The organism is Comamonas brasiliensis (genome assembly GCF_018292285.1).
GTDB lineage: Bacteria > Pseudomonadota > Gammaproteobacteria > Burkholderiales > Burkholderiaceae_C > Comamonas > Comamonas brasiliensis.
Map to the genome: position 1 here is coordinate 485,918 of NZ_JAANES010000001.1, position 19,832 is coordinate 505,749.

At 63.2% G+C, this 19,832-nt stretch carries 18 protein-coding genes; 11 read left to right on the plus strand and 7 right to left on the minus strand.

The window, feature by feature from the left end; all coding sequences use genetic code 11:
• Positions 1 to 47 precede the first annotated feature (47 nt).
• The 5 genes from DJFAAGMI_RS02190 to DJFAAGMI_RS02210 form a co-directional block, all read right to left on the minus strand.
• The gene (locus tag DJFAAGMI_RS02190; protein WP_211455776.1) at positions 48 to 2,234 is read right to left on the minus strand and encodes a TonB-dependent siderophore receptor; all 2,187 of its coding nucleotides are present in this window, start codon (positions 2,232 to 2,234) and stop codon (positions 48 to 50) included.
• Positions 2,235 to 2,312: 78 nt separating this feature from the next.
• Positions 2,313 to 3,029, minus strand: a complete 717-nt coding sequence (locus tag DJFAAGMI_RS02195) for a TonB-dependent receptor (protein ID WP_211455777.1) — start codon at positions 3,027 to 3,029, stop codon at positions 2,313 to 2,315.
• 168 nt (positions 3,030 to 3,197) lie between these two features.
• On the minus strand, positions 3,198 to 3,557 hold the full coding sequence (locus DJFAAGMI_RS02200; RefSeq protein WP_211455778.1) for a DUF3325 domain-containing protein: 360 nt from the start codon (positions 3,555 to 3,557) through the stop codon (positions 3,198 to 3,200).
• Positions 3,558 to 3,560: 3 nt separating this feature from the next.
• On the minus strand, positions 3,561 to 5,243 hold the full coding sequence (locus DJFAAGMI_RS02205) for a PepSY-associated TM helix domain-containing protein (protein WP_211455779.1): 1,683 nt from the start codon (positions 5,241 to 5,243) through the stop codon (positions 3,561 to 3,563).
• Positions 5,240 to 5,548 carry a DUF3649 domain-containing protein gene (locus tag DJFAAGMI_RS02210; RefSeq protein WP_211455780.1) on the minus strand — a complete coding sequence of 103 codons (309 nt, stop codon included), beginning with the start codon at positions 5,546 to 5,548 and terminating at the stop codon, positions 5,240 to 5,242. The genes DJFAAGMI_RS02205 and DJFAAGMI_RS02210 overlap by 4 nt, the downstream gene beginning before the upstream one ends.
• A 460-nt stretch (positions 5,549 to 6,008) precedes the next feature.
• On the opposite strand from DJFAAGMI_RS02210, the gene DJFAAGMI_RS02215 reads away from it, so the two are divergent.
• On the plus strand, positions 6,009 to 6,527 hold the full coding sequence (locus tag DJFAAGMI_RS02215) for a sigma-70 family RNA polymerase sigma factor (protein ID WP_029158818.1): 519 nt from the start codon (positions 6,009 to 6,011) through the stop codon (positions 6,525 to 6,527).
• Positions 6,524 to 7,504, plus strand: a complete 981-nt coding sequence (locus DJFAAGMI_RS02220) for a FecR domain-containing protein (protein ID WP_211455781.1) — start codon at positions 6,524 to 6,526, stop codon at positions 7,502 to 7,504. Before DJFAAGMI_RS02215 ends, DJFAAGMI_RS02220 begins: the two co-directional genes overlap by 4 nt.
• Here DJFAAGMI_RS02220 and DJFAAGMI_RS02225 read toward each other — a convergent pair.
• On the minus strand, positions 7,482 to 7,655 hold the full coding sequence (locus DJFAAGMI_RS02225; RefSeq protein WP_211455782.1) for a hypothetical protein: 174 nt from the start codon (positions 7,653 to 7,655) through the stop codon (positions 7,482 to 7,484). The genes DJFAAGMI_RS02220 and DJFAAGMI_RS02225 overlap by 23 nt on opposite strands.
• Between DJFAAGMI_RS02225 and DJFAAGMI_RS02230 the strand changes: the two genes are divergently transcribed.
• The 9 genes from DJFAAGMI_RS02230 (at position 7,654) to DJFAAGMI_RS02270 (ending at position 19,040) form a co-directional block, all read left to right on the plus strand.
• Positions 7,654 to 10,260 carry a TonB-dependent receptor gene (locus DJFAAGMI_RS02230; protein WP_211455783.1) on the plus strand — a complete coding sequence of 869 codons (2,607 nt, stop codon included), beginning with the start codon at positions 7,654 to 7,656 and terminating at the stop codon, positions 10,258 to 10,260. The genes DJFAAGMI_RS02225 and DJFAAGMI_RS02230 overlap by 2 nt on opposite strands.
• A 66-nt stretch (positions 10,261 to 10,326) precedes the next feature.
• Positions 10,327 to 12,444: a choice-of-anchor tandem repeat GloVer-containing protein gene (locus DJFAAGMI_RS02235; protein WP_211455784.1), complete on the plus strand. Its 2,118-nt coding sequence runs from the start codon at positions 10,327 to 10,329 to the stop codon at positions 12,442 to 12,444.
• Between the two features lie 46 nt (positions 12,445 to 12,490).
• Positions 12,491 to 14,392: a choice-of-anchor tandem repeat GloVer-containing protein gene (locus DJFAAGMI_RS02240; protein WP_211455785.1), complete on the plus strand. Its 1,902-nt coding sequence runs from the start codon at positions 12,491 to 12,493 to the stop codon at positions 14,390 to 14,392.
• A 79-nt stretch (positions 14,393 to 14,471) separates the two neighbouring features.
• Positions 14,472 to 15,086 carry a biliverdin-producing heme oxygenase gene (locus DJFAAGMI_RS02245; protein WP_211455786.1) on the plus strand — a complete coding sequence of 205 codons (615 nt, stop codon included), beginning with the start codon at positions 14,472 to 14,474 and terminating at the stop codon, positions 15,084 to 15,086.
• Between the two features lie 90 nt (positions 15,087 to 15,176).
• Positions 15,177 to 15,968, plus strand: a complete 792-nt coding sequence (gene gspN, locus DJFAAGMI_RS02250; RefSeq protein WP_211455787.1) for a type II secretion system protein N — start codon at positions 15,177 to 15,179, stop codon at positions 15,966 to 15,968.
• Positions 15,969 to 16,061: 93 nt separating this feature from the next.
• Positions 16,062 to 16,406 carry a YbaN family protein gene (locus DJFAAGMI_RS02255; RefSeq protein ID WP_003056858.1) on the plus strand — a complete coding sequence of 115 codons (345 nt, stop codon included), beginning with the start codon at positions 16,062 to 16,064 and terminating at the stop codon, positions 16,404 to 16,406.
• 50 nt (positions 16,407 to 16,456) lie between these two features.
• Positions 16,457 to 16,993 carry a rhombosortase gene (gene rrtA / locus DJFAAGMI_RS02260; RefSeq protein ID WP_211455788.1) on the plus strand — a complete coding sequence of 179 codons (537 nt, stop codon included), beginning with the start codon at positions 16,457 to 16,459 and terminating at the stop codon, positions 16,991 to 16,993.
• A 192-nt stretch (positions 16,994 to 17,185) separates the two neighbouring features.
• On the plus strand, positions 17,186 to 18,166 hold the full coding sequence (locus tag DJFAAGMI_RS02265; RefSeq protein ID WP_211455789.1) for an alpha/beta hydrolase: 981 nt from the start codon (positions 17,186 to 17,188) through the stop codon (positions 18,164 to 18,166).
• Between the two features lie 16 nt (positions 18,167 to 18,182).
• Positions 18,183 to 19,040 carry a GNAT family N-acetyltransferase gene (locus DJFAAGMI_RS02270; RefSeq protein WP_211455790.1) on the plus strand — a complete coding sequence of 286 codons (858 nt, stop codon included), beginning with the start codon at positions 18,183 to 18,185 and terminating at the stop codon, positions 19,038 to 19,040.
• A gap of 280 nt (positions 19,041 to 19,320) precedes the next feature.
• Here the strand turns inward: DJFAAGMI_RS02270 and DJFAAGMI_RS02275 are convergent, their stop codons facing one another.
• Complete coding sequence (locus DJFAAGMI_RS02275) at positions 19,321 to 19,812, minus strand: GlcG/HbpS family heme-binding protein (RefSeq protein WP_043007546.1); 492 nt, start codon at positions 19,810 to 19,812, stop codon at positions 19,321 to 19,323.
• Between the last annotated feature and the right edge of the window lie 20 nt (positions 19,813 to 19,832).

The following is a 19,832-nucleotide window of genomic DNA, read 5'->3' on the forward strand; positions in this document are numbered from 1 at the left end:
CCAGGGAACCAGGACGGAAACTCCTGTTGCCGGCCGGAGCTGCTCGCTCAATAGCGATAGCTGGCAGTCAGCAGGAAGTTGCGGCGTTCGCCGTAGAAGCAGTCGCCACGCGACAGACATTGGGTGATCACCACCTTGTCGCCGATATTGTTGGCATGCAGCGCCAGGCGCCAGTCGCCAGCGTCATAGGCCACCATCGCGTCGGCCAGCAGGGCTGAGGGCGTGTCGATGGCAGAGGTACCGCTCCATTGCGGTCCGAGATAGCGCAGGCCCGCGCCAACGCTCCAGCCGCCGCGGCCCTGGGCTGCAAAGCGGTGCATGAGCCAGCTAGATGCCATATGGCGAGATACCGCGGCTACGCGCTGCCCCTGATCGCCGGCGTTGCTGCGGCTGATCTTTGCGTCGGTATAGGCGTAGGCCACCGTCCAGTCCCAGTTTCTGGCCAGACTGGCGATCAGCTCGGCTTCAAAGCCCTGGGTTTTGACCTCGCCCAGCTGCAGGCTGTTGAGTGGGTTGGCTGGGTCATTGGTCTTGCGATTCTGTTCGCGCAGTCCATAGACCGCGGCATAGCCAGACAGACCTTTGCTCTCCGGAATCCATTTGACGCCGGCTTCCAGCTGTTTGCCGCGTTGGGGCTTGAACGGCGTGCCGTAGAAGTCCACACCGCCCAGAGGCTGGAAGGATTCCGTATAGCTGACATACGGTGCCCAGCCGCCGCCGGCCTGGTAGGTCACACCCAGGCGCTTGGTGGTGGCAGAGTCGTTGGCAGCCGCAGCCGGGCGACCTTCGGTCTCGGTTTTGGCCTTGTCGTGACGCAGACCCACCGTCGCGGTCCAGGGGCCCCAACGCAACTGATCTTGCAGATAGAAGCCGAGCTGGCGCTGTGCCACGTTGGGCGCACGTACCAGTTGAGAGGCAGAGGGCGGCGTGAACGTGCCATACACGGGGTTATAGACATCCAGAGCTGTGCCTGGACCGCGCCAGTTGGACTGGTTGCTGGTGTTGCGCTGCCAGTCCATGCCGGCCAGCAACTGGTGTTGCACGTCGCCGGTCTGCAGCAGGCCTTCGAGCTGCGTGTCGACCAGCAGCATGCGTCCGCCGTTGATCTGCCATACGGCATCGCGCTGCACGGTACGGCCATTGGCGTCAAACACCGGGCGTGCAGGGCGGCCGGTGGCTGCATTGGCGCCAAAGCTGGTGTAGAGCGTACGGTAGTCCACTTCGCTGATGGTGCGGCGCAGGTTCTGGCGCAGTGTCCATTGCGAGTTCAGGCGGTGGCTGAACAGATAGCCAAAGGATTTGTTTTCCGAGTCGTACTTGTCCCAGCCTGGTTCGCTGATAAAGGTGCGCGTTGGAATCTGTCCGTAGGGGCTGGGCAGGCGCGTGCCCTGCCAGGGAAAGAACTGGGTGATGGATCCGCTCCTGTCCTTCTGGTACAGGGCTTGCAGTGTGAGCGAGGTATCGGTGCTGGGACGATAGGTCAGGGAGGGCGCAATCACCACGCGGTCGTCCTTGACGTGGTCGACCTGGGTGTTGCTGTCACGGCCCACGGCCACCAGGCGATAGAGCCACTTGCCTTCCTCGTCCATGGCTCCGGTCATGTCGCTGGCAATCTGCTTGCGACCGTGGCTTCCAAGCTGAATCTGCACCTCGTTCAGGCGCTCGGCCTGCGGACGCTTGCTGGTCAGGTTGAGCACGCCGCCCACGCTGCCCTGGCCGTAGAGCACGGAGGAAGGGCCGCGCAGAAACTCCACGCGCTCCAGCGTGTAGGGCTCGACCTTGATGTTGTTGTAGGTGCCGTAAGTGCGCAGCAGTCCGTCCTGGTACTGGCTGACATCGCCGCCGCGTGCCTTGAAGGAGTCCACGCGGTTGTCGAAATAGCTGGAGTTGATGCCCGCCGTATAACGTGTGGTTTCACGCAGGGTGGTCACCCCCTGGGCCTCGAACTGGTCGCGCGTGACCACGCTGATTGATTGCGGCGTTTCGATCAGGGGCGTATCTGTCTTGGTGGCCGAAATCGCCCGCCGTGCGACAAAGCCGGTGACCGGGCCGGTGGCGGTTTCGCCGGCCAGATTGTCTTGCACGGTAACAGGAGCGAGCGTGACTTCGGCATTGCTGTTGGTGCTGGTGGTGGAAGGCGAGGTCTGAGCCTGTGTGCCCAGGCTCAGACAGGCCAGGGTACTGAGCAAGGCCAGTGATCGTCGGTTGGTTACGCCGGGAAATGGGGAGTTCATGGTGCGGTTGTCAAATAGCTGCTGCGGAGAAGGACCGTCAGGACTGGAGCGTTTGCTGGCGTGGCATGCGGTTGCATGTCAGGGCTTGGCGGCTGCAGGCAGGACGGGTGATGGCATGCCGTCTTCGATGCTGAAGCTCAACGTGGTCACATAGCTGGCCTCGCCATAGCTCTTGCCTTGCGCCTCGCCGCCTTGCTTGTGGCTGTGATGCACCTCGGCCACATACAGTCCCTTCCAGGGCAGGGCAAAGTTGACGCGGCCTTGCTCGTCGCTTTGTGCCTCGCGCGACCAACCTGGCGGTGCGACGATCTGCACCTTGGTCTTGGGCAGGGCCATTCCGTTGAAGCTCACCATGAGCTGTCCCGGCTTGCCTGTGGGCACCAGATCAAGGGCTTGGGCATTGGCGGCCACGGCCTGTGCCGGCGTTGCCACCCAGCGGGCCGCAGGCACCCATAGCAGGGCTGGCTCATTGCGCTTGCTGCGGTCGATCAGGGGATAGGCGGCGCTGGCAAAAAGGGTTTGGGCCTGGCTTGCGGCGTTGTAGCTGAAGCCAGTGGCATTTCGTTGGCCGCTCAGTTGCTGTGTGCCGCTGGCTGTTTGCTGGGCCAGCGTGGGCGTGCCCAGAAATTTGTCCAGCGCACCGGGCGAAGTCTCGCGCAGGTTGTCGTTGAACTCGCCAAAGAACAGCTGGGCGTGGCCGCCATTGTTTTCCAGCCAGACCTGATGTGCCTGGGCCGTGCCAAGGCTGGCGAGCAGAAAGGTGGCGAGGCCTAGGGCATGATAAAAGTGGCGCATGAAAATCTCCTTGGATGCTGGTAGTTGAATGAAGGGCTATGCGTGAGCAAAGACTGTCGGGCAGGTGTCCGCACGCGAGCGCCGAGCCTAAGCGCGACCCTGCGCTTTCCTCGTGCTTGCGGGTCATCGATGGGCGATGGCTGGCTCGGGCGGGCCCTGCTCGGTGTCTCAATGACCGAGGCGGCTGAAGCAAAAAACCAGTAATGCCAGGCCCAGCGCAGCCAGGCCGAGCACGGGCATGCGCGGCGCTTGCCAGGTGGCCAGGGCGGTGGCGGCCAGAGCCGACAGGCACAGAGCTGCGGTCCAGGCCGTTGCAGACAGGGCGACGCTGCTCGCAGCCGGCAAGCACAGGGCAATACCCAGGGACAAGCCCAGCAGCGCCCAGCCACTCTTGAACAGGCGCTGGCGCAGCACTGCGGCTGCAGGTGCTTCACTGTCCACCCCGGGCCAGGCATCTTCGTGATGTCGGTCCATGGCCAAGGCCAGGGCTGTCCAGGCGGCAAAGCACAACAGAAAGTCGAGCAGCATCTGTTAAGCCTCCTGCGCCGTGTTGTCGCCGGGAATCCGCGCGGCGTTGGTTTTGCGCTCGGACTTGGCAGGGGCTGCGTGTCTGGCTGCGGGCTGGGGCTTGTGCCTGAGCAGATGCCGGGTGAGGGCAGCAAACATCAGTCCCGTGGCCGCAAAACTCAGGTCCATGCCGGCCCAGCTCCAGTCCAAGGCTGGCAGGCTGATGCCCAGATGGGTGGAGGTGGTCAGGGCATTGACCAAGGGCAGAAGCAGATAGGCGAGGGCGGTCAGACCCAGGATCAGTGCCCAGCCCTGGCGTGAAGGTCGTACCAGACCCAGCAGCAAGGCCAGTATCCAGATGCCGAAAAAGCAGGACAGCTCGGCATCGGGTCGGCCTGGCATTTCCAGGGGCAGCAGCCGGTTGGCCAGCAGATAGGCAGCGATCGCCAGCGGCAGGCCGCCCATGAGGCCGATATTGAAACTTGCCACCATCCTTTCGCCAAAGGGCAGGGGGGCGGCAGGCGTCTTGCGCAGGGCCTGGGCGCGGCGCTTGACGGACCACAGTATCAGTCCCGAGGCAATCATCAGCGAACCCATGACGCCAAAGCCAAACAGCACCCAGCGCATCCCGGTATCGGCGAAGCGCCCCAGATGCAGGCCATAGAGCACGCCATAAGTCTTGATGGCCGGGCCCTGCGGATCGACCTGGGTCTGCAGCTGACCGCTGCTGCCGTCGAAACGCAGCCGCGCCGGCCCATATTGCAGTCTGTCGCCGTCATGGCGGGTGATCTCCACCAGCGGGCCCTGGCTGTCGCTGCGCACCGTGATGCTGCCGACACGACCGCCCTGCCATAGCTGACTGGCCTGGCTCAGCATGGGGGCCAGATCCAGCATGGGCAGGGGCTCGGCCTGCGCGTTGCCGCCGCGCCTGGCACTGCGTGCACCGGGAACATCGCCCTGCAGCTCGGAGAAATAGCTTTGCGTGTCCGTTCCTTTTGCGCCAGGGTAGGCGGCGGCTATGCCGGCCGGCATATACATGGCGTGAAAAATCATCAGACCGCTGAAGGTGATCATCAGATAAAAGGGCAGTACCAGCACCCCCGAAACGTTGTGTGCGTCCAGCCAGGCGCGCTGCCCGCCCTTGCGCGGGCGAAAGGTGAAGAAGTCCTTGAAGATGCGGCGATGCGTGACCACGCCGGTCAGCAAGGCAATGAACATCATCAGCGTCGCTACGCCCACCACCCAACGGCCCTGGATCGTCCAGCGGCCCTTGTGAGCGGTGCGAAGTTCGAAATGGAAGCGGTAGAAGAATTCTCCGCCGGCGGTCTCGCGGGTCTGCAGTGCGGCACCGGTCTGCGGGTGCAGCAGCAAGGTCTCGAAGCGGCTGTTGGGCTTGTCGCGCCACAGTACATTCACGGCCGGCGTGCGTTCATCGGGCAGGCGCATGATGAAGTTGCTGACGCCCGGCGCGTGCTCGTGCAGCGCCACCTGGGCGCGTTGTGCGACGTCGCTGTCGGACGCGGGCAGACCATGTAACTCGGGCCGCATCCACAGATTGAATTCGTTCTTGAAGAAGCTCAGCGTGCCGGTGACGAAAATCGCAAACAGAAGCCATCCCAGAATCAGACCCGACCAGGTGTGCAGCCAGGACATGGCCTGGCGAAAACCTTCCTGCTCGGGTTGGTGCGTGGTTCGAGAGCCGCTCATGCCTGGACTCCCCACCACGATGTCCCGTAAATCACGGCCCCCAAGAACAGCGCAGGAAGAAGCACTCCGGCCCAGGCAAGCCAGGCTGTGCGCGCATAGAAAGTCCAGCCAATCGCCATGGCGTAGACGACCCAGGACAGAAGGGTGGCCGTCATCACCGCCTCCACGCGACTCATCAGCGAACTCAGCAGCAGACTCAGGGCGGCGGTACTGACGGCTGCGAGCGCATAGCCGCCAAGGCCGGCAGCCAGGCTGCGCGAGGCAACGGCAAGCCGGTAGTACGAAAGGGGGGCGCTGGCTTTCATGCCGCCTCCTGATGCGCTGGCGGGCGGCAAGGATTGCGGCATTCAGAAGCCGCAATGACAAAGCGCGGGCGAAACGCCCGTGGCAAGGGAACGCAGTTGGACGGGAAGCTCAGCATGACAGGCAGACAAACGGTGCGGCTGGTTCGCTGGCTGGCTTGTGTCAAGAATTCATGCTGGCGTGCGAAGAAATGTAAAGCCGAGTATAGACTTTATTGAGAATGATTTTTATTTGTTTCTTGATTCGGCTTGCAGGGCCTAGGAAGGCGGTATCGGCGGTTTCCCATCACTGGCCAGTGTCTGCGCCTCAAGGCCTTTCCAGGAGCGTTGGGCGATTCATGACAGGGAATCAGCTCTGCATTCCCCTGAGCTATGCAAGGATAAGCATGGTATGTGTTTCAAATGAATACAATTGAGAATGATTCTCAGTAATTAAATTTGAGCCGTACGGAAATCATGAGCCATGGTTGGTGTGCAAGCTAGTTCCTCTTCTCTTTTACACACGCTTTATTGCGACCACCATGGATGGCTGGTGAACTGGCTGAGGCGGCGAGTGCATTGTGTGCAGGACGCGTCAGACCTGGCGCAGGACACCTATATGCGCCTTCTCAGGCAGTGCCCGGAGGAGTTGCAGGAGCCGCGGGCCTTTCTCGCCACGGTGGCACGCAGCGTACTGATCGATCATTGCCGACGCATGTCTCTGGAGCGGGCCTATCTCGAGACCTTGGCCCAGATGCCGGAGCCCGTATGTCCTTCGCCCGAGGAGCGGGCCATTGTGCTGCAGGCACTGGAGCAGATAGACCGCATGCTGGACGGGCTGGGTGCCCGAGCGCGCAGTGCCTTTTTGCTGGCGCAGCTCGATGGGCTGACGTACAAGGAAGTGGCGGCGCGTCTGGGTGTGTCCCTGAGCTCGGTCGAAAAATACATGGCAGCGGCCTTTGCGCACTGCTACCGCATCGTTTATCTGGATGCCGCTGCATGAACGCAGGCCCGAACGAGCCGTCGCCGGAGGTGGTCCAGAAGGCCATCGCATGGCTGGTGCGTCTTCAGGGCGGCAGTGCCTCCGCAGCCGTCTGGGATGAGTGCCGGCTCTGGAGAGAGGCTGCGCCCGAGCATGCCCTGGCCTGGGAGCGGCTGCAGGGCATTCAAAGTCGTTTTGCCGGCATGCCCGCAGTACCGGCCGCTCTGGCGCAACAGACCCTGGATGGCGCGAGCAAGCATATGGGGCGGCGCAAGGCCATGGGCCTGATGGCCATTGCGATGGGGACCGGGTGCAGCGTGCTGATAGCGAATCGGCATTGGAGCGACAGTGCCTTGCTGGCCGATCTTCGTACCGGAGTTGGTGAAGTACGCCGTGTGGTGCTCGCCGACGGCTCCATCATGCTGATGGACACTTCGACGGCCGTGAACCTGCGCTTCGATGAGGGCGAGAGACGCCTGGTTCTGATCAAGGGGCGTATCGCGCTGACCTCGGGGGCCGACAGCGAGGCGCAGCGCTATCGTCCCTTGTTCGTGCAGACGCCACACGGTCAGGTGCGAGCACTTGGCACCCGCTTTCTGACGCAGGTGCGCGAGGGCGGCACCGAGGTGCAGGTATTGAGCGATGTCGTCGAGCTCAGACCTCAAGCGACGTCACAAGTCCAGCTTCTGCGTCAGGGCGAGCAGGCCTGGTTCGATGCTTCGGGAGTTCATGAGCTGAAGGCCGGCGACGGTGATGGCGATGCGTGGACGGATGGGCTGCTGGTGGCCCGAAGCATGCCGCTGTCGGTCCTCGTGACGCAGCTCGGTCGATACCGGACCGGGTATCTGGCTTGCGACGAGCGTGTGGCGCAACTGCCTATCTCCGGAGTGTTCAGTCTGAGGGACACCGAGCGCAGCCTGGATCTGCTGCAGAAAACATGGCCCCTGGAGTTGCGCCGACGCACGCGTTACTGGGTCACGCTGGTGCCGCGCGGCTGAAGTTTCCTGGCTGTTCGCACAAGGCACAAAAAATTTTTAAAAAAACATTACGGGTTTGGCGAGCTGCTTCGTCCTTGTTAACAGTAGCGCCTTGAAAAAGACCGCCGTTTGGCAGGTCTGACGTGGCGGCTTTCAGAAAGGACTTATTCATGCTCCCCCGTCGCCTGCCACGCATGCGTGCATCCGCGCCTAGGCATCCCGCCGCACTTGCCCTGACTGCTGCCGCGGTCAGCCTTGCCTGGGGCACGCTGGCGCCGGTGGCTGCCCATGCGCAAATCGCGTCCCAGGTGAGCAACCAGGCGTTGCGCTCGTATTCGATTCCGGCAGCTCCGGTGGAAGCGGTGCTGAATCAACTGGCCCGTGAGGCTCAGGTCATGATCGCGTTTGATCCGGCCCTGGTGCAAGGCAAGCAGAGCCGAGGATTCAAGGGCATGGCAACGGTTCAAGCCGCGCTGGATTCGCTGCTGGAGGATCATCCGCTTCAGGCGCAAAGCGAAGGGCCGGGCGCATGGCGTGTTCGGCCGGCAACTGCCCGTTCCCCGAAAGCTGCGCAAGGCGCTCGGGCCGGTGTGCAGGAGCGCAATCTGGACGAGGTGCTGGTCGTCGCGAAAAAGGACGCGCGCCAGCAGGTGTTCGAGACGGCTGCCTCGGTAGCCGTGGTCACGCGCGAGGAGATCGATCGTCTGCCACCGCGCAACACCGCCGATGTTCTTGCAGAGGTGCCGGGTGTCTACACCTCGCAAAGTCGCAGGGATCCTGGAGTGTCGGTGAATATTCGCGGCATGCAGGATTTTGGCCGGGTCAACGTGATGATCGACGGCACGCGCCAGAACTACCAGCAAAGCGGACATGGCTCCAACGGCTCGGTGTATCTCGATCCGGAAATGCTGGGTGGTGTGGATATCTCCAAGGGACCAACCTCCACGGTGGGCGGCGCAGGGATGATTGCGGGGGTTGTCAACTTCCGCACGCTCGAAGCAGACGACCTGATGAAGGACGGCAGCACCCGCGGCGCCCGGCTGAATCTTTCGAGTGGCAACAACGGCTATCACTTTGCCGGCAGTGCGGCTCTGGGCCTCAAGCCCCGTGAGGACGTTGATCTGGTGATGCTGGTCAGTCGCAAGAAGGTCGGCGAATTTGAAAAGGGCCACCGCGGTTCCATGACCGACGATGCGGGTGGCCAGGTGCATGGCGTGAGCCAGCTGACCTCTCAGGATCAGACTTCGGTATTGCTCAAGAGCACCTGGCGTTTCGCGCCCGAGCAGCAGCTCAAGTTCAGCTATATCGGCATGGATGCGAAGTTCGGCGAGAAGCCGCAGTCGGCCAGTGGCGGGGGCATTCTCAACCATGTTCGCACCGACACCTTGCTGGCCAACTACGCGTGGAACCCGTCCGCAAGCGCTCTGGTGGATCTCAAGTCCAGCCTCTACTACACCCGTACCCGCAATCAGGCGCATCGATATGCGGGCGGCACGCTGGACCCCTATGCCTATGACCTGCAGTACCAGACCAGTACCGTGGGGGGGACGCTGGAGAACACCTCCCGTCTTCAGTGGGGCGCCAGGGATGCGGCGCTGCTCAAGACCGGAGCGGAGTTCTTCCACGACTGGACCGACCCGCAGGCACAAGCGCTCTCGGTGGGGGCGGATGCCGGCACGACGGCGCTGTATGCGGGCTCGACCCCGAAAGGCAAGCGCACGGTTGCCAGCCTGTTCGGCGAACTCAACTGGATGCACAGCGATTGGTTGGAACTCACGGGTGGCTTGCGCTATGACTGGTATGGCATGCAGGGGGACGGACGCATGCGCGTCGGCTCGCTCATCAACCCTCCGGGCGTACGCCCCCCGTCGACAGCGCTGTACACCCGCTTCAAGGCTGATCGCAACGATGGCGCTTTCGCACCCCGCCTGGCGCTGGCCGTCAAACCGGTGGAGCCCATACAGCTGTTTGCCAGCGTGGGTCGGGGCATGCGTCCACCGGCGCTGACGGAGGCGCTGATGTGGGGTCAGCATACGGGCAGCCTCTTTCCCTACTACCCCAACCCGGATCTGCGCGCAGAGCGTTCGCGCAACTGGGAGGTCGGGGCCAATGGCGTGTTTGACGATGTGCTGAGCAAGGGCGACAAGCTGCGAGTGAAAGCGGCCTGGTTCAACAACAAGGTCAAAGACTATGTGACGCTCGCGCGCATCATGTCGCCCATCGATACCGCCGGGGGCGGCCTGCTGGGGCCCTATGCCTACGTGAATCTGCAGGACCCTTTTCGCAGCAAGGGCCTGGAGCTGCAGGGCGACTATGACAACGGCCGCGTCTTCGGCAGCCTCAACTACACCCACATGCTCGTCAACACTGGCAAGGGTGGTTATGACTCCTTCCCTCTGGGCAGTCTGACGGGCTACCCCAACAACAATCTGGGTCAGCCGGGCGACGCCAACATCTGGTATGTGCTGCCGCCCAGAAAGACCGCCAGCCTGAGCGCCGGTGTGCGTCTGCTCGACAAGAAGCTGACGCTGGGCGGCCGCATGCGCTTTCAGTCTCCCAGCACCAACAGCAGCGTCTGGACCACGCAGGGCGAGCGCTACAACCAGAAATCCTGGCGTCTGTTCGACCTCTGGGCAAGCTACGAAATCACTCCCAACGCCACTTTGCGTGTGTCCATCAACAACCTGCGCGACCTGAATTACTCGGAGATGCAGGGCGGCAGCTATTTCATCGGCCCTGGTCGTACCGCCATCGCCACCCTGTCCATCCAGTTCTGAGTTTCGGCCCGGGCCTGCGCCTTGCCGCTGTTTCCATCCGTCCGTCTTTTCCCAAAGGTCCATGTGATGTCCTTTTCCGCTCTTCATGGCTGGCCGCAGCATTGGCCCGCCGCAGCCTGCATCGCCGTGGCGCTTTGTGCCGCCATGCCGTCCGCCGCGCAGACCAAGGTCAGCGATGCCCGGCTGACCATGCTCACCTCCTTGCGGCCCGCCGGCGACGATGTCACCACGCCCGATGGAACGATTGGCTGGCCCGGCGCCCGCTACCCGACATCCCCACCCCTGTATGCGGTGCGCCCTGGTTCGAGTGCTGGCTATTTGTTTGGCGGTTTCAACGGCGGCGGGCCATCGGTCTTGTCCTCGCAGATGTATACCGCGTTCGGCATGTACACCATGCGAGCCGGGGTCTCAGTCTATGAGCGCGTAGCCTATAACCCGGCCAATGATCTGCATGGTCGCATCTCGGGCACGCCGGTGCGCGCATCCGACGGCAGTCTGTACGCGGTGATGACGACTATCAACGGCCAAAAGAATGCGGGCAAGAACCAGCCCAGCGATATTTCCTATTCGCCTGCCGTGGGCCTGGGCGTCATTGTCCGTACAGACTATGACGGGGCCAATTCCGCCTTGGTGCAAGGTACGCGCGATCAGCTGTATTCACCCAATGGCGCGCTGGTCATTGATGCGCAGGACAACCTCTATGGCATCGACAAGGGGCCCAAGGGACAGGGGCGGGTTTTCAAGATCGATATCGCCTCCGGCAAGGTAAGCACGCTGCATGAGTTTTCGGCCGGGCCTTCGGGCATGCGCCAGACGGCAAACGACCTGATTCTGGGCAAGGACGGCGTGCTGTATGGCGTGACCGCATACAACCGCGGACTGCCGCTGGCACCGTCGACGCCGACCGCAGCGACCACGCCCACGGGAACGCTCTACCGCATCAATGCAGCCGACGGCTCGGGTTTTGCCGTGCTGCACACCTTCACGCTTGCCGAAGGCGAAATCAACATCCATGACAACGCCAACAGCGAAGGCTTTGTGCTGTATCCCAGCGGCATTCCCTACGAAGCGGGGGTGACGGCGGGCGGCGACGTGACCAATCGGACCATGGGCTCAGGGCAGGAGCACAGCCTGTCGTCACTGATTGATGGTGGTGACGGCTATCTCTACGGGGGGACTTCGGTCGGCGACTGCTATGTGCATGCCAACAGCAGCATCACAGGTACCTGGATCAAGAGCATCTCGCGTGACAACCCCTCCTGCGGCTCGCGCAAATGGGCGCCTAGCACCACCCTGAGCTACATCAAGGATTTGCCCTATTACGACGGACCCAAGCCCTATGGCGCGTTGTATCGCATTGCCAAGGCGGGCGGGCCGTTGCAGATACTGCATACCTTCAACAATGCCGATGGCGCCACGCCGCGCGGCCCCATGGCTTTGGGGGCCGATGGTGCCATCTACGGCACGACCATGTCCGGTGGCGGCAATCTGTGCGCGCCGTCCAGCGCGGCGGCTAATTCCGAAGTCGGCTGCGGCGCGGTCTATCGCATCCGACCAGCAAGCATAGTGGTGAATGGCGAAGGTCAGGTAACGCAGAGCGGTTTCGAGCTGGTGCATTCCTTTTCCGGCAGTGACGGGCGCAAACCCGTAGGTGTGCGCGCTGGCGCAGACGGTCGCCTGTATGGCGTGACGGCCATGGGTGGTCACTATCTGAACAGTGCGGGCCTGAAGGTTGCCACCGATTACGGCACTGTTTTCCAGCTCGCCGTGGACTCGGCCGAAACCCCGCGTGCCGATGCCAGTCTCGTGGCTAGCGCCGGTGAGATCAAGGCCGGTGAAACCGTCTCATTGACCTGGATCACCAATAACGCCAAGCAATGCTCTGCGGCATCGACAGCAGGCGACTGGGTGGGCTCCGTGGCCACACAGGGCAGCGTCGAGCTACGTCCGGCCCGGGGCACCTATCGCTACACCCTGACCTGTGATGTAGCAAGCGGTGCTGCAGGTGCCCAGGTCTCAGCTTCCACCGTGGTCTATGTCAGCACTCCGGCAACCGCAGAGGACGGCAACCAGGTCTCCTACGGCAATGGCGGTGGTGGGCCTCTGGCTTTGTGGCTTTTGGCTCCCTTGGCGGGCTTGGCGGTGTACCGCCGCCGCGCACGCCACTCCCAGACGCTCGGCTGAGCGTGTCCTTTTCACATCGTTTTTTACACCAGGAAAGTCAATGGCAATGAATTCAATCCAACCCGCTCTGCGGCGTGTTGCACGTGTCGCATTTCCCGCTCTTGCACTGGCTCTGCCATTGGCGCATGCCGTGGCTCAGACGCTGCCAGCCGCCTTCAAGCCCACGGTGTTGCACAAGTTTGGCGGCATCAACAACGGTGGAGCCAAGCCGGCCGTGCCACCGGTGCTGGCTGCTGATGGCCGCCTCTATGGTCACACCTTCCTGGGCGCCACGGCCGTTGCGCCGGCCTTCTGGGGCCAGGGTACGGTCTATGGCCTCGACACCACAGGTGCCAACCACCGCTTCGAACTGCTGGGCAGCATCTACCAGGGATCGACCCCGCTGGTGCCTACGGCCGATGGTGGCTTTCTTGTTGCTGGCAATGGAGCCGTTCCACCGGGTGGCTTTCCCTGGGAAACTGCAGGCGCAGTCTTCAGTATCAAGGGCGGCAAGGCTGTGGCGCTGCCCGCACCCAGCTTCAAGCCACTGGGAACCATGGCCCTCGACACCGCAGGCAATCTCTATATGGGCTCGGGTGAATCAGCATCGGCTTGCGGCGCGAGTACCACGGCCAATATTCTGTGGCGCATGAATGCCGATCAGAGCTACTCCAAGGTGTTGAATTTCTGCGATTACGAGGAGCAACAAGGCAACAAGCAGTTGCACCCCAAGGGCGGTGCACCGGTGGCCAGTGTGTGGAGCAGCAAGGACCAGGCCTTGTACGTGCTGACCGGGGTGTCGGCAGATGGCGTGGTGGACAGCACGCTTACCTCGGACTATCAGGGGCGCTCGGTGGGAACGCTGGTCAAGTTGAGCAAGGCTGCCATCGAGGAAGGCGTTGCCGGAAAGGGCGCGCTGGATTCGTCCAAGGTCGAACTGCTGCACACCTTTATGCGAGCCCGCGATGGGGAGCCAACGGCCAAGGGCGCGCGTGTGGTGGGCATGGTCGAGGTCGGTGAATGGTTGTACGGCACGACGCAATTCAATGCGCCCACGGCGGGCAATTCAATGGACAGCCGTTACGGCGGCACGATCTGGCGCGTGAAGAAATCGGACCCCAACAGCTTTGCCGTCGTGCACTATTTCCGCGGCGCTGACACTGTGGCGCTCGATGGCACGGCGCAGGCCGACGGTAGCGCTCCATCCGGCCCGCTGGTTCTGGCAGCAGACGGCAATATCTACGGAACGACGGCCACCGATGGTTCGACCATGAACGCGCCCAAAACCGGCCTGGGCACGCCGTATGGCGCGGGAACTCTGTACCGCATCAAGGTTGGAGCCACCGCCGATCACGCGGACGACAGCTACGAAGTCCTGCATCGTTTCGACATGGGCAGCGAAGGCGGAAGCTTGACCGGCCTGAGCGCCGGTGCGGTCGCGGGTGGTGTGCAAAAGCTCTATGGTGCGGCCAACGTCGGTGGTGACGGCCAGCCGGTGACGACGACCGCGGCCGCGCCCGGCAACGGCACGATCTTCTCCTTTGACGTACCCCTGCCTACAGCGTCATTCAGCGAAGCGCTGACCGCCTCTGTGGCCACGGCTGCTGTGGGATCCTCCATTCACCTGAGCTGGTCCACCACCCAGGCCAGCAGTTGCACGGCCAGCGGCGCCTGGAGCGGTGCTCAGCAGACCAGCGGCAGCAAGGTGCCCGTGGTACTGGCGGTCGAGGGAGAGAACAGCTTCAGCCTGACTTGCAGCAGCCAGAACGACGGCCAGCCCGTGACCAGCAAGGTCACGGTGCAGGCCACTGCAGTCACGCAGCCCGGAACGGGTAGCGGCGGCAGCACAGAGACGGGCAACAGCAGCAATGGCGGCGGCGGAGGAGGTCCTTTGGGCGCCTGGCTGCTGGCGCCGTTGGCGGCACTGGCCTGGGCACGCCGTCGCAGCTTGAAGTCCTCGCAGAACTGAGGCGAAACCTGGAGCAAGGCGACTCCGGGTTGAACCAGCCCGGAGCTGCTCCGCCATCGAATTGAAGTCAGGAAATACCATGAATCTGCAAACCAGCCCCTTGAGCGGGGCCCGACTTTCCCAGCGTCTCAAGACGGAGACCGCGCAGCAGCATGAGCGCATGCATGAGCTCATGGAGCGAGGCAATCCATTTGCCGATCGCGGCAGCTATGCGCGCTTTGTCGCTGCCCAATACCTGTTCCAGCGCGACGTGGAGCATCTGTTCCAGGATACCGCCGTCAAGGCAGCAGTCCCTGACCTGGAAGCGCGCGGGCGCCAGGAGGCTTCGCTGGCGGATCTGGCCGATCTGGGGGCAGAGCTTCCGCAAGGAGCACTAGGCAGCGAGGCCGTAGGCATGCCCGAGGCCCTGGGGTGGCTGTATGTGTCGGAGGGCTCGACCCTCGGGGCAGCCTTTCTGTTCAAGGAAGCCAGGGATCGTCTGGGTTTGTCGGAGACCTTCGGGGCCCGCAATCTGGCGGCCTATCCGCAGGGCCGGGCCTTGGCCTGGCGTGCGTTTGTGGCGTCGCTCGACGCGCCGGCGCTCGACGATGCCGCAATCCAGGACAAGGTGATTGCCGGTGCCAATGCTGCCTATGACCGCTTTGGCAGCTTGCTGGAGCGCTATTTTCCGCAGCCTGCAGCCATCGCTGCCTGAGCATTGTTGCGTACCGTGGTAGCTGGAACGCATTGGCGCAGAAGCGGCCGCTCGAGGCCTTCAACGGCCGGCTCGCCATGGCGCTGGGCCATGGCCGGAGGGCTGCTCGGCGGCGTGCTGTGCCTGCTGGCTTTTTTTCCCGCACACTGGCTTGCGGCCCAGGTCGCCATGGCGAGCGGCCAGCGCATCGCGCTGCAGGACGTGCGTGGCTCGGTCTGGAAGGGGTCCGCAGTGCTGATGCTGGCGGGCGGAGCGGGCAGCCATGATGCGCAAGCCTTGCCGGGGCGGTTGAGCTGGAGTCTGCATCCGGCCCGCAGCAGCGAGGCGCAGGGCCTGCGCCTGCAGGACTGGGGTGTTGGCGTCGCCGTTGAGCATGCTTGCTGTCAGCGACAAGCGGCGCAGCTGCGTTGGCTGCCCTTGAGACGGGTGTTTCAGCTGTCAGGGCTGGACTGGCAACTGCCGGCCCAGCTGCTTGCGGGCCTGGGGACTCCCTGGAACACACTGGGCCTGGACGGTCAGCTTCAGCTGTCCTCGTCCTTTCTTCAATGGCCCGAGAGCATGGAGACTGACTTCATGCAGGGGCGTCTGGAGTTGAAGGCCTTGTCGCTGTCTTCCCGGCTCTCCACGCTGCGCCCGCTGGGCAGCTATCGCATGGCACTTGCCGCTCAGCGCGCAGGCGCGGGTCCGGCCTTTGAGCTGCAGACGCTGCAAGGTGCGCTGCAACTGAGCGGAAAAGGCCAGCAGCTTGCGGGCCGGTGGCGCTTTCAAGGACTGGCCGGGGCCGAACCCGGACAGGACGCGGCGCTGGCCAATATATTGAACCTGATAGGAAATCGTGGCGGCGATATCGCATGGAGCATCGTGCGTTCTCCGCCTCCCTGATCCATGACAGAACCATCCTCATCCGCCGACTTCCCGACCCCAAGGCTGGAAGAATTGCATAAGCGCCTTTCCCTGCCCCTGCGTTGTCTTTTGATGGTCTTCGCCGTTCTCTGCGTGATATTGGGCCTGATCGGTGCCGTGGTGCCCGGCATGCCTACGACCGTGTTTATCCTGATGGCCGCCTGGGCGGCGGTACGCAGCTCGCCCAGGCTTCACGGCTGGCTGTATGCCCACTCCCTGTTCGGCCCCATGTTGCGCAACTGGGATGATGGCGGGCAGGTAAGCCGTCGCGTCAAATGGATGGCCAGTGCCAGCATGGTGTTCAGCTCTGCGCTGATCTTTCATGTCGCCGAGAACCCCTGGCTGAGCGCATCGGCGGTGGCAGTCATGGCCTGCGTGCAGATCTGGCTGTGGCTCAGGCCCGAGCCCCAGGCATGAAGTCCGGCCCTGGAGCTCTCTCACCGAGGCAGTGCGCGCTGCTGATGTGCATGCTGATGGCGTTGCTGCAGGCCCTGCCTGCTGCATGGCGAGGACTGCTGCGCTATGAGACAGCGGCACTTGCCGATGGGCAATGGTGGAGGCTGCTGTCGGCACACTGGGTGCACCTGAGCTGGGCTCACGCCGCAATCAATGCCTGCGGCTTGCTGTTGTGCTGCTCTTTCGCGGATGCCAGCTGGACGGCAAGGCGTCTGCTTGCCTGCATGGGCTCTCTGGCCGTTCTGGTCTCTATGCTGTTGTGGTTCACCTCGCCTCAGGTGAGCGACTATGTCGGCATGTCGGGCCTGCTCTACGGGCTGATTGTCTGGATGCTCCTGCCGCAGGTCCTGCTTCACCGGGACCCCGCGGCCGCCACCGTGCTGCTGCTTGTGATGGGCTGGCTGGCCTGGCAGTCTTGGGCCGGCCCTGATCTGCGCGAACAGAAATTGATCGGTGGCTATATCGTCACCCAGGCGCACTGGTTCGGACTACTGGGCGGAATCCTTGGCGCATTGAATGGCTGCCGCAGCCAGTTGGTTCAGCGATGAACCGCTGCCGCTAACTGTCAGCCGCGATGCGATGTTGCCCACCTTGGCCGATGCCTTGAGTCTGCCGCCAGCATGGGCTGGCTCCCCGGAACGTCTGCGATGGTATCGATTCCGAACAATTGTCAGCATTGGCCTGCAGACTTCGGAGTTGCAACGCACAATGCCATCCTGTGTTTTTTTACCGTCGTGATCATGTCCGATTCTTCTGCGGCTTTGCCAGCCAGTCTGACACCATCCATGCGCGATGTGCTGCGTCGCATGGAGCGGGCCGCGCGCACTCCCATGCACGAGCTCGGCGCGGAAGCTGCCAAGGCGGCCTATGAGGCTGGCGCCGGCGTGCTTGAAATCCCCAAGCAGGCCTTGCCTCGTGTGGAGGAGCTGCAGATTCCTGCACGCGACGGCATGCAGCTGCCGGCCCGCCTCTATGCACCTGTGAGTCGCGATGAAGCCCCCGCTGCGGGCTTGCCTGTGCTGCTGTATCTGCACGGCGGCGGCTTTACCGTAGGCAGCGTGGCCACGCATGATGCGCTTTGCCGTCAGCTCGCGCACCTGGCGGGTTGCATGGTAGTGTCGCTGGACTATCGTCTGGCGCCACAGTTCCGGTTTCCCGTCGCACATGACGATGCCTGGGACGCGCTGCAGTGGCTGGCAGCCCATGCGCAAAACCTGGGGGCGGACGGCAGCCGCCTGGCTGTCGGCGGCGACAGCGCCGGCGGTACGCTGGCGGCAGCCTGCGCCATCGAAGCACGCAACACCGGCCTCAAGCTGGCCCTGCAACTGCTGATCTATCCCGGCACCACGGCGCACCAGGACACCGACTCTCATCGCCGCTTTGCCCATGGACTGGTGCTTGAAGAGGCTTCCATCACCTGGTTTTTTGCGCAATATATCGCCAGGCGCCAGGACCGCGAGGATTGGCGCTTCGCTCCTTTGCTGGCACCCGATGTCGACGATGTCGCACCTGCCTGGATCGGTCTGGCAGAGTGCGACCCCCTGGTGGACGAAGGCGTGGAATATGCTGACAAGTTGCGCATGGCGGGCGTGGCCGTGGATCTGGAAATCTACAAGGGAGTGACCCATGAGTTCGTCAAGATGGGGCGCGTGATTGCCGAGGCGCGTCAGGCGCACCGGGACATGGCGCAAGCCTTGCGCGGCGCGTTTGGATTGAATTGAAACCAGAGTAAGAACTATGAATCGACAGGACTTTCGCAGCTTTACGCGTATCGAGGTGCGCTGGGCCGAGGTGGACGCGCAGAAGATTGTTTTCAACGCCCACTATCTGATGTATGCCGATGTGGCCATCACCAACTACTGGCGCCAGCTGGCCATCCCCTATGAGGCCGGCTTTGCATCGCTGGGCGGCGAGCTGTTTGTGAAAAAGGCCAGCACGGTCTATCACGGCTCGGCCACTTTGGGCGACGTGCTGGATGTCGGCATCCGCTGCGTCAAACAGGGCAATACCTCGCTGCAGTTCGAGGCAGGCATCTTCCGGGGCATGGAGCTGCTCAACACCGTGGAGCTGATCTATGTGTTTGCCGACGCGGCGACGCAGACCCCCAGGCCCGTGCCCCAGGCCATGCGGGATCTGCTCACGGCCTATGAAGCAGGGCAGGAGATCGTCACGCTGCGCTCGGGCAGCTGGAACGACCTGGGGCGCGACGCCGAGCGCCTGCGCCTGGCCGTGTTTGTGCGCGAGCAGGGTGTACCGCGCGAGATCGAGATTGACGAGCTAGACCCCGTGGCGCGTCATGTGGTGCTGTTCAATGGCCTGAACCAGCCCGTGGCTACGGGCAGGCTGGTCAGCGATGCGCCGGGCGTGGGGCGTATCGGCCGCATGGCCGTGGATCGCAGCGTGCGCGGCGGTCGCTGGGGGCGCATGGTGCTCGAAAGCCTGATGGATGCGGCGCGCGATCGCGGCGACAAGGAAATCGTGCTGCACGCGCAGCGCCATGCCGAAGTCTTCTATCTGCGCGCAGGCTTTACGCCGGTAGGCGAGCCTTATGAGGAGGCCGGTATTCCCCACATCACGATGCGCAGAGTGCTTTGATACATCTGTTTTGATAGCTTGAAACGCTTTATCTGCAAGTGTTCAAGCCCGATTTGATGCTTGATGCAAAGGAGCGTCCATGGCAAGAATCATGACCGTCCTCTGTCTGATCGGGGTGGCGGCGGCTGCCTATGTGGCTTATCGCTACGGGGTGTTCTGAGCCCCAGCGGCTGAAGGAGAGCGCCACCCGCTGGCGGGAGCGCTCTGCGGCGGCCTGCTTCGCAGGCCTTGTTGCACGCAGGCTCGAACTCTGTTCGTTCTCATCTGCGTGCTGGGGGCATTACTGCAACTGATCCTTCAGCGCGGTGATGGCCTTCTGGGCGCATGCTTCGTCCAGATGGCCGCCAGGCGCACCGGCCACGCCAATCGCACCAATGGTTTCATTGCCGATCTTCAGGGGCACGCCGCCACCCAGCACCAGGAAGCCGGGGATATTCGCCATGCCGGCCGCATCGGGATTGGACTGAATGGCCTTGGCGATGCCGCTGGTGGGGTTGCGCGACGACGCCGAGGTGAAGGCCTTGGCGCGCGAGGCTTCGACGGTATGAGGGCCGGCGCCGTCGGCACGCACCATGGCCAGCAGCACTCCCGAGCGGTCCAGCACCGAGGCGCTGACGTTGTAGCCGTCGGCGCTGCAGGCCGCCACGGTCTGCTGGGCCAGCTGCAAGGCAGTGGCGCTGGCGATGCTACGGGTGGAAACGGTGGCTGCGGAAGCGGCGGCGGCGGCCAGGGTCAGGGTGCAGAAGGCGATGTTGCGCAGGCGTTGGTTCATGTCAAAGCTCCTTGTGGATT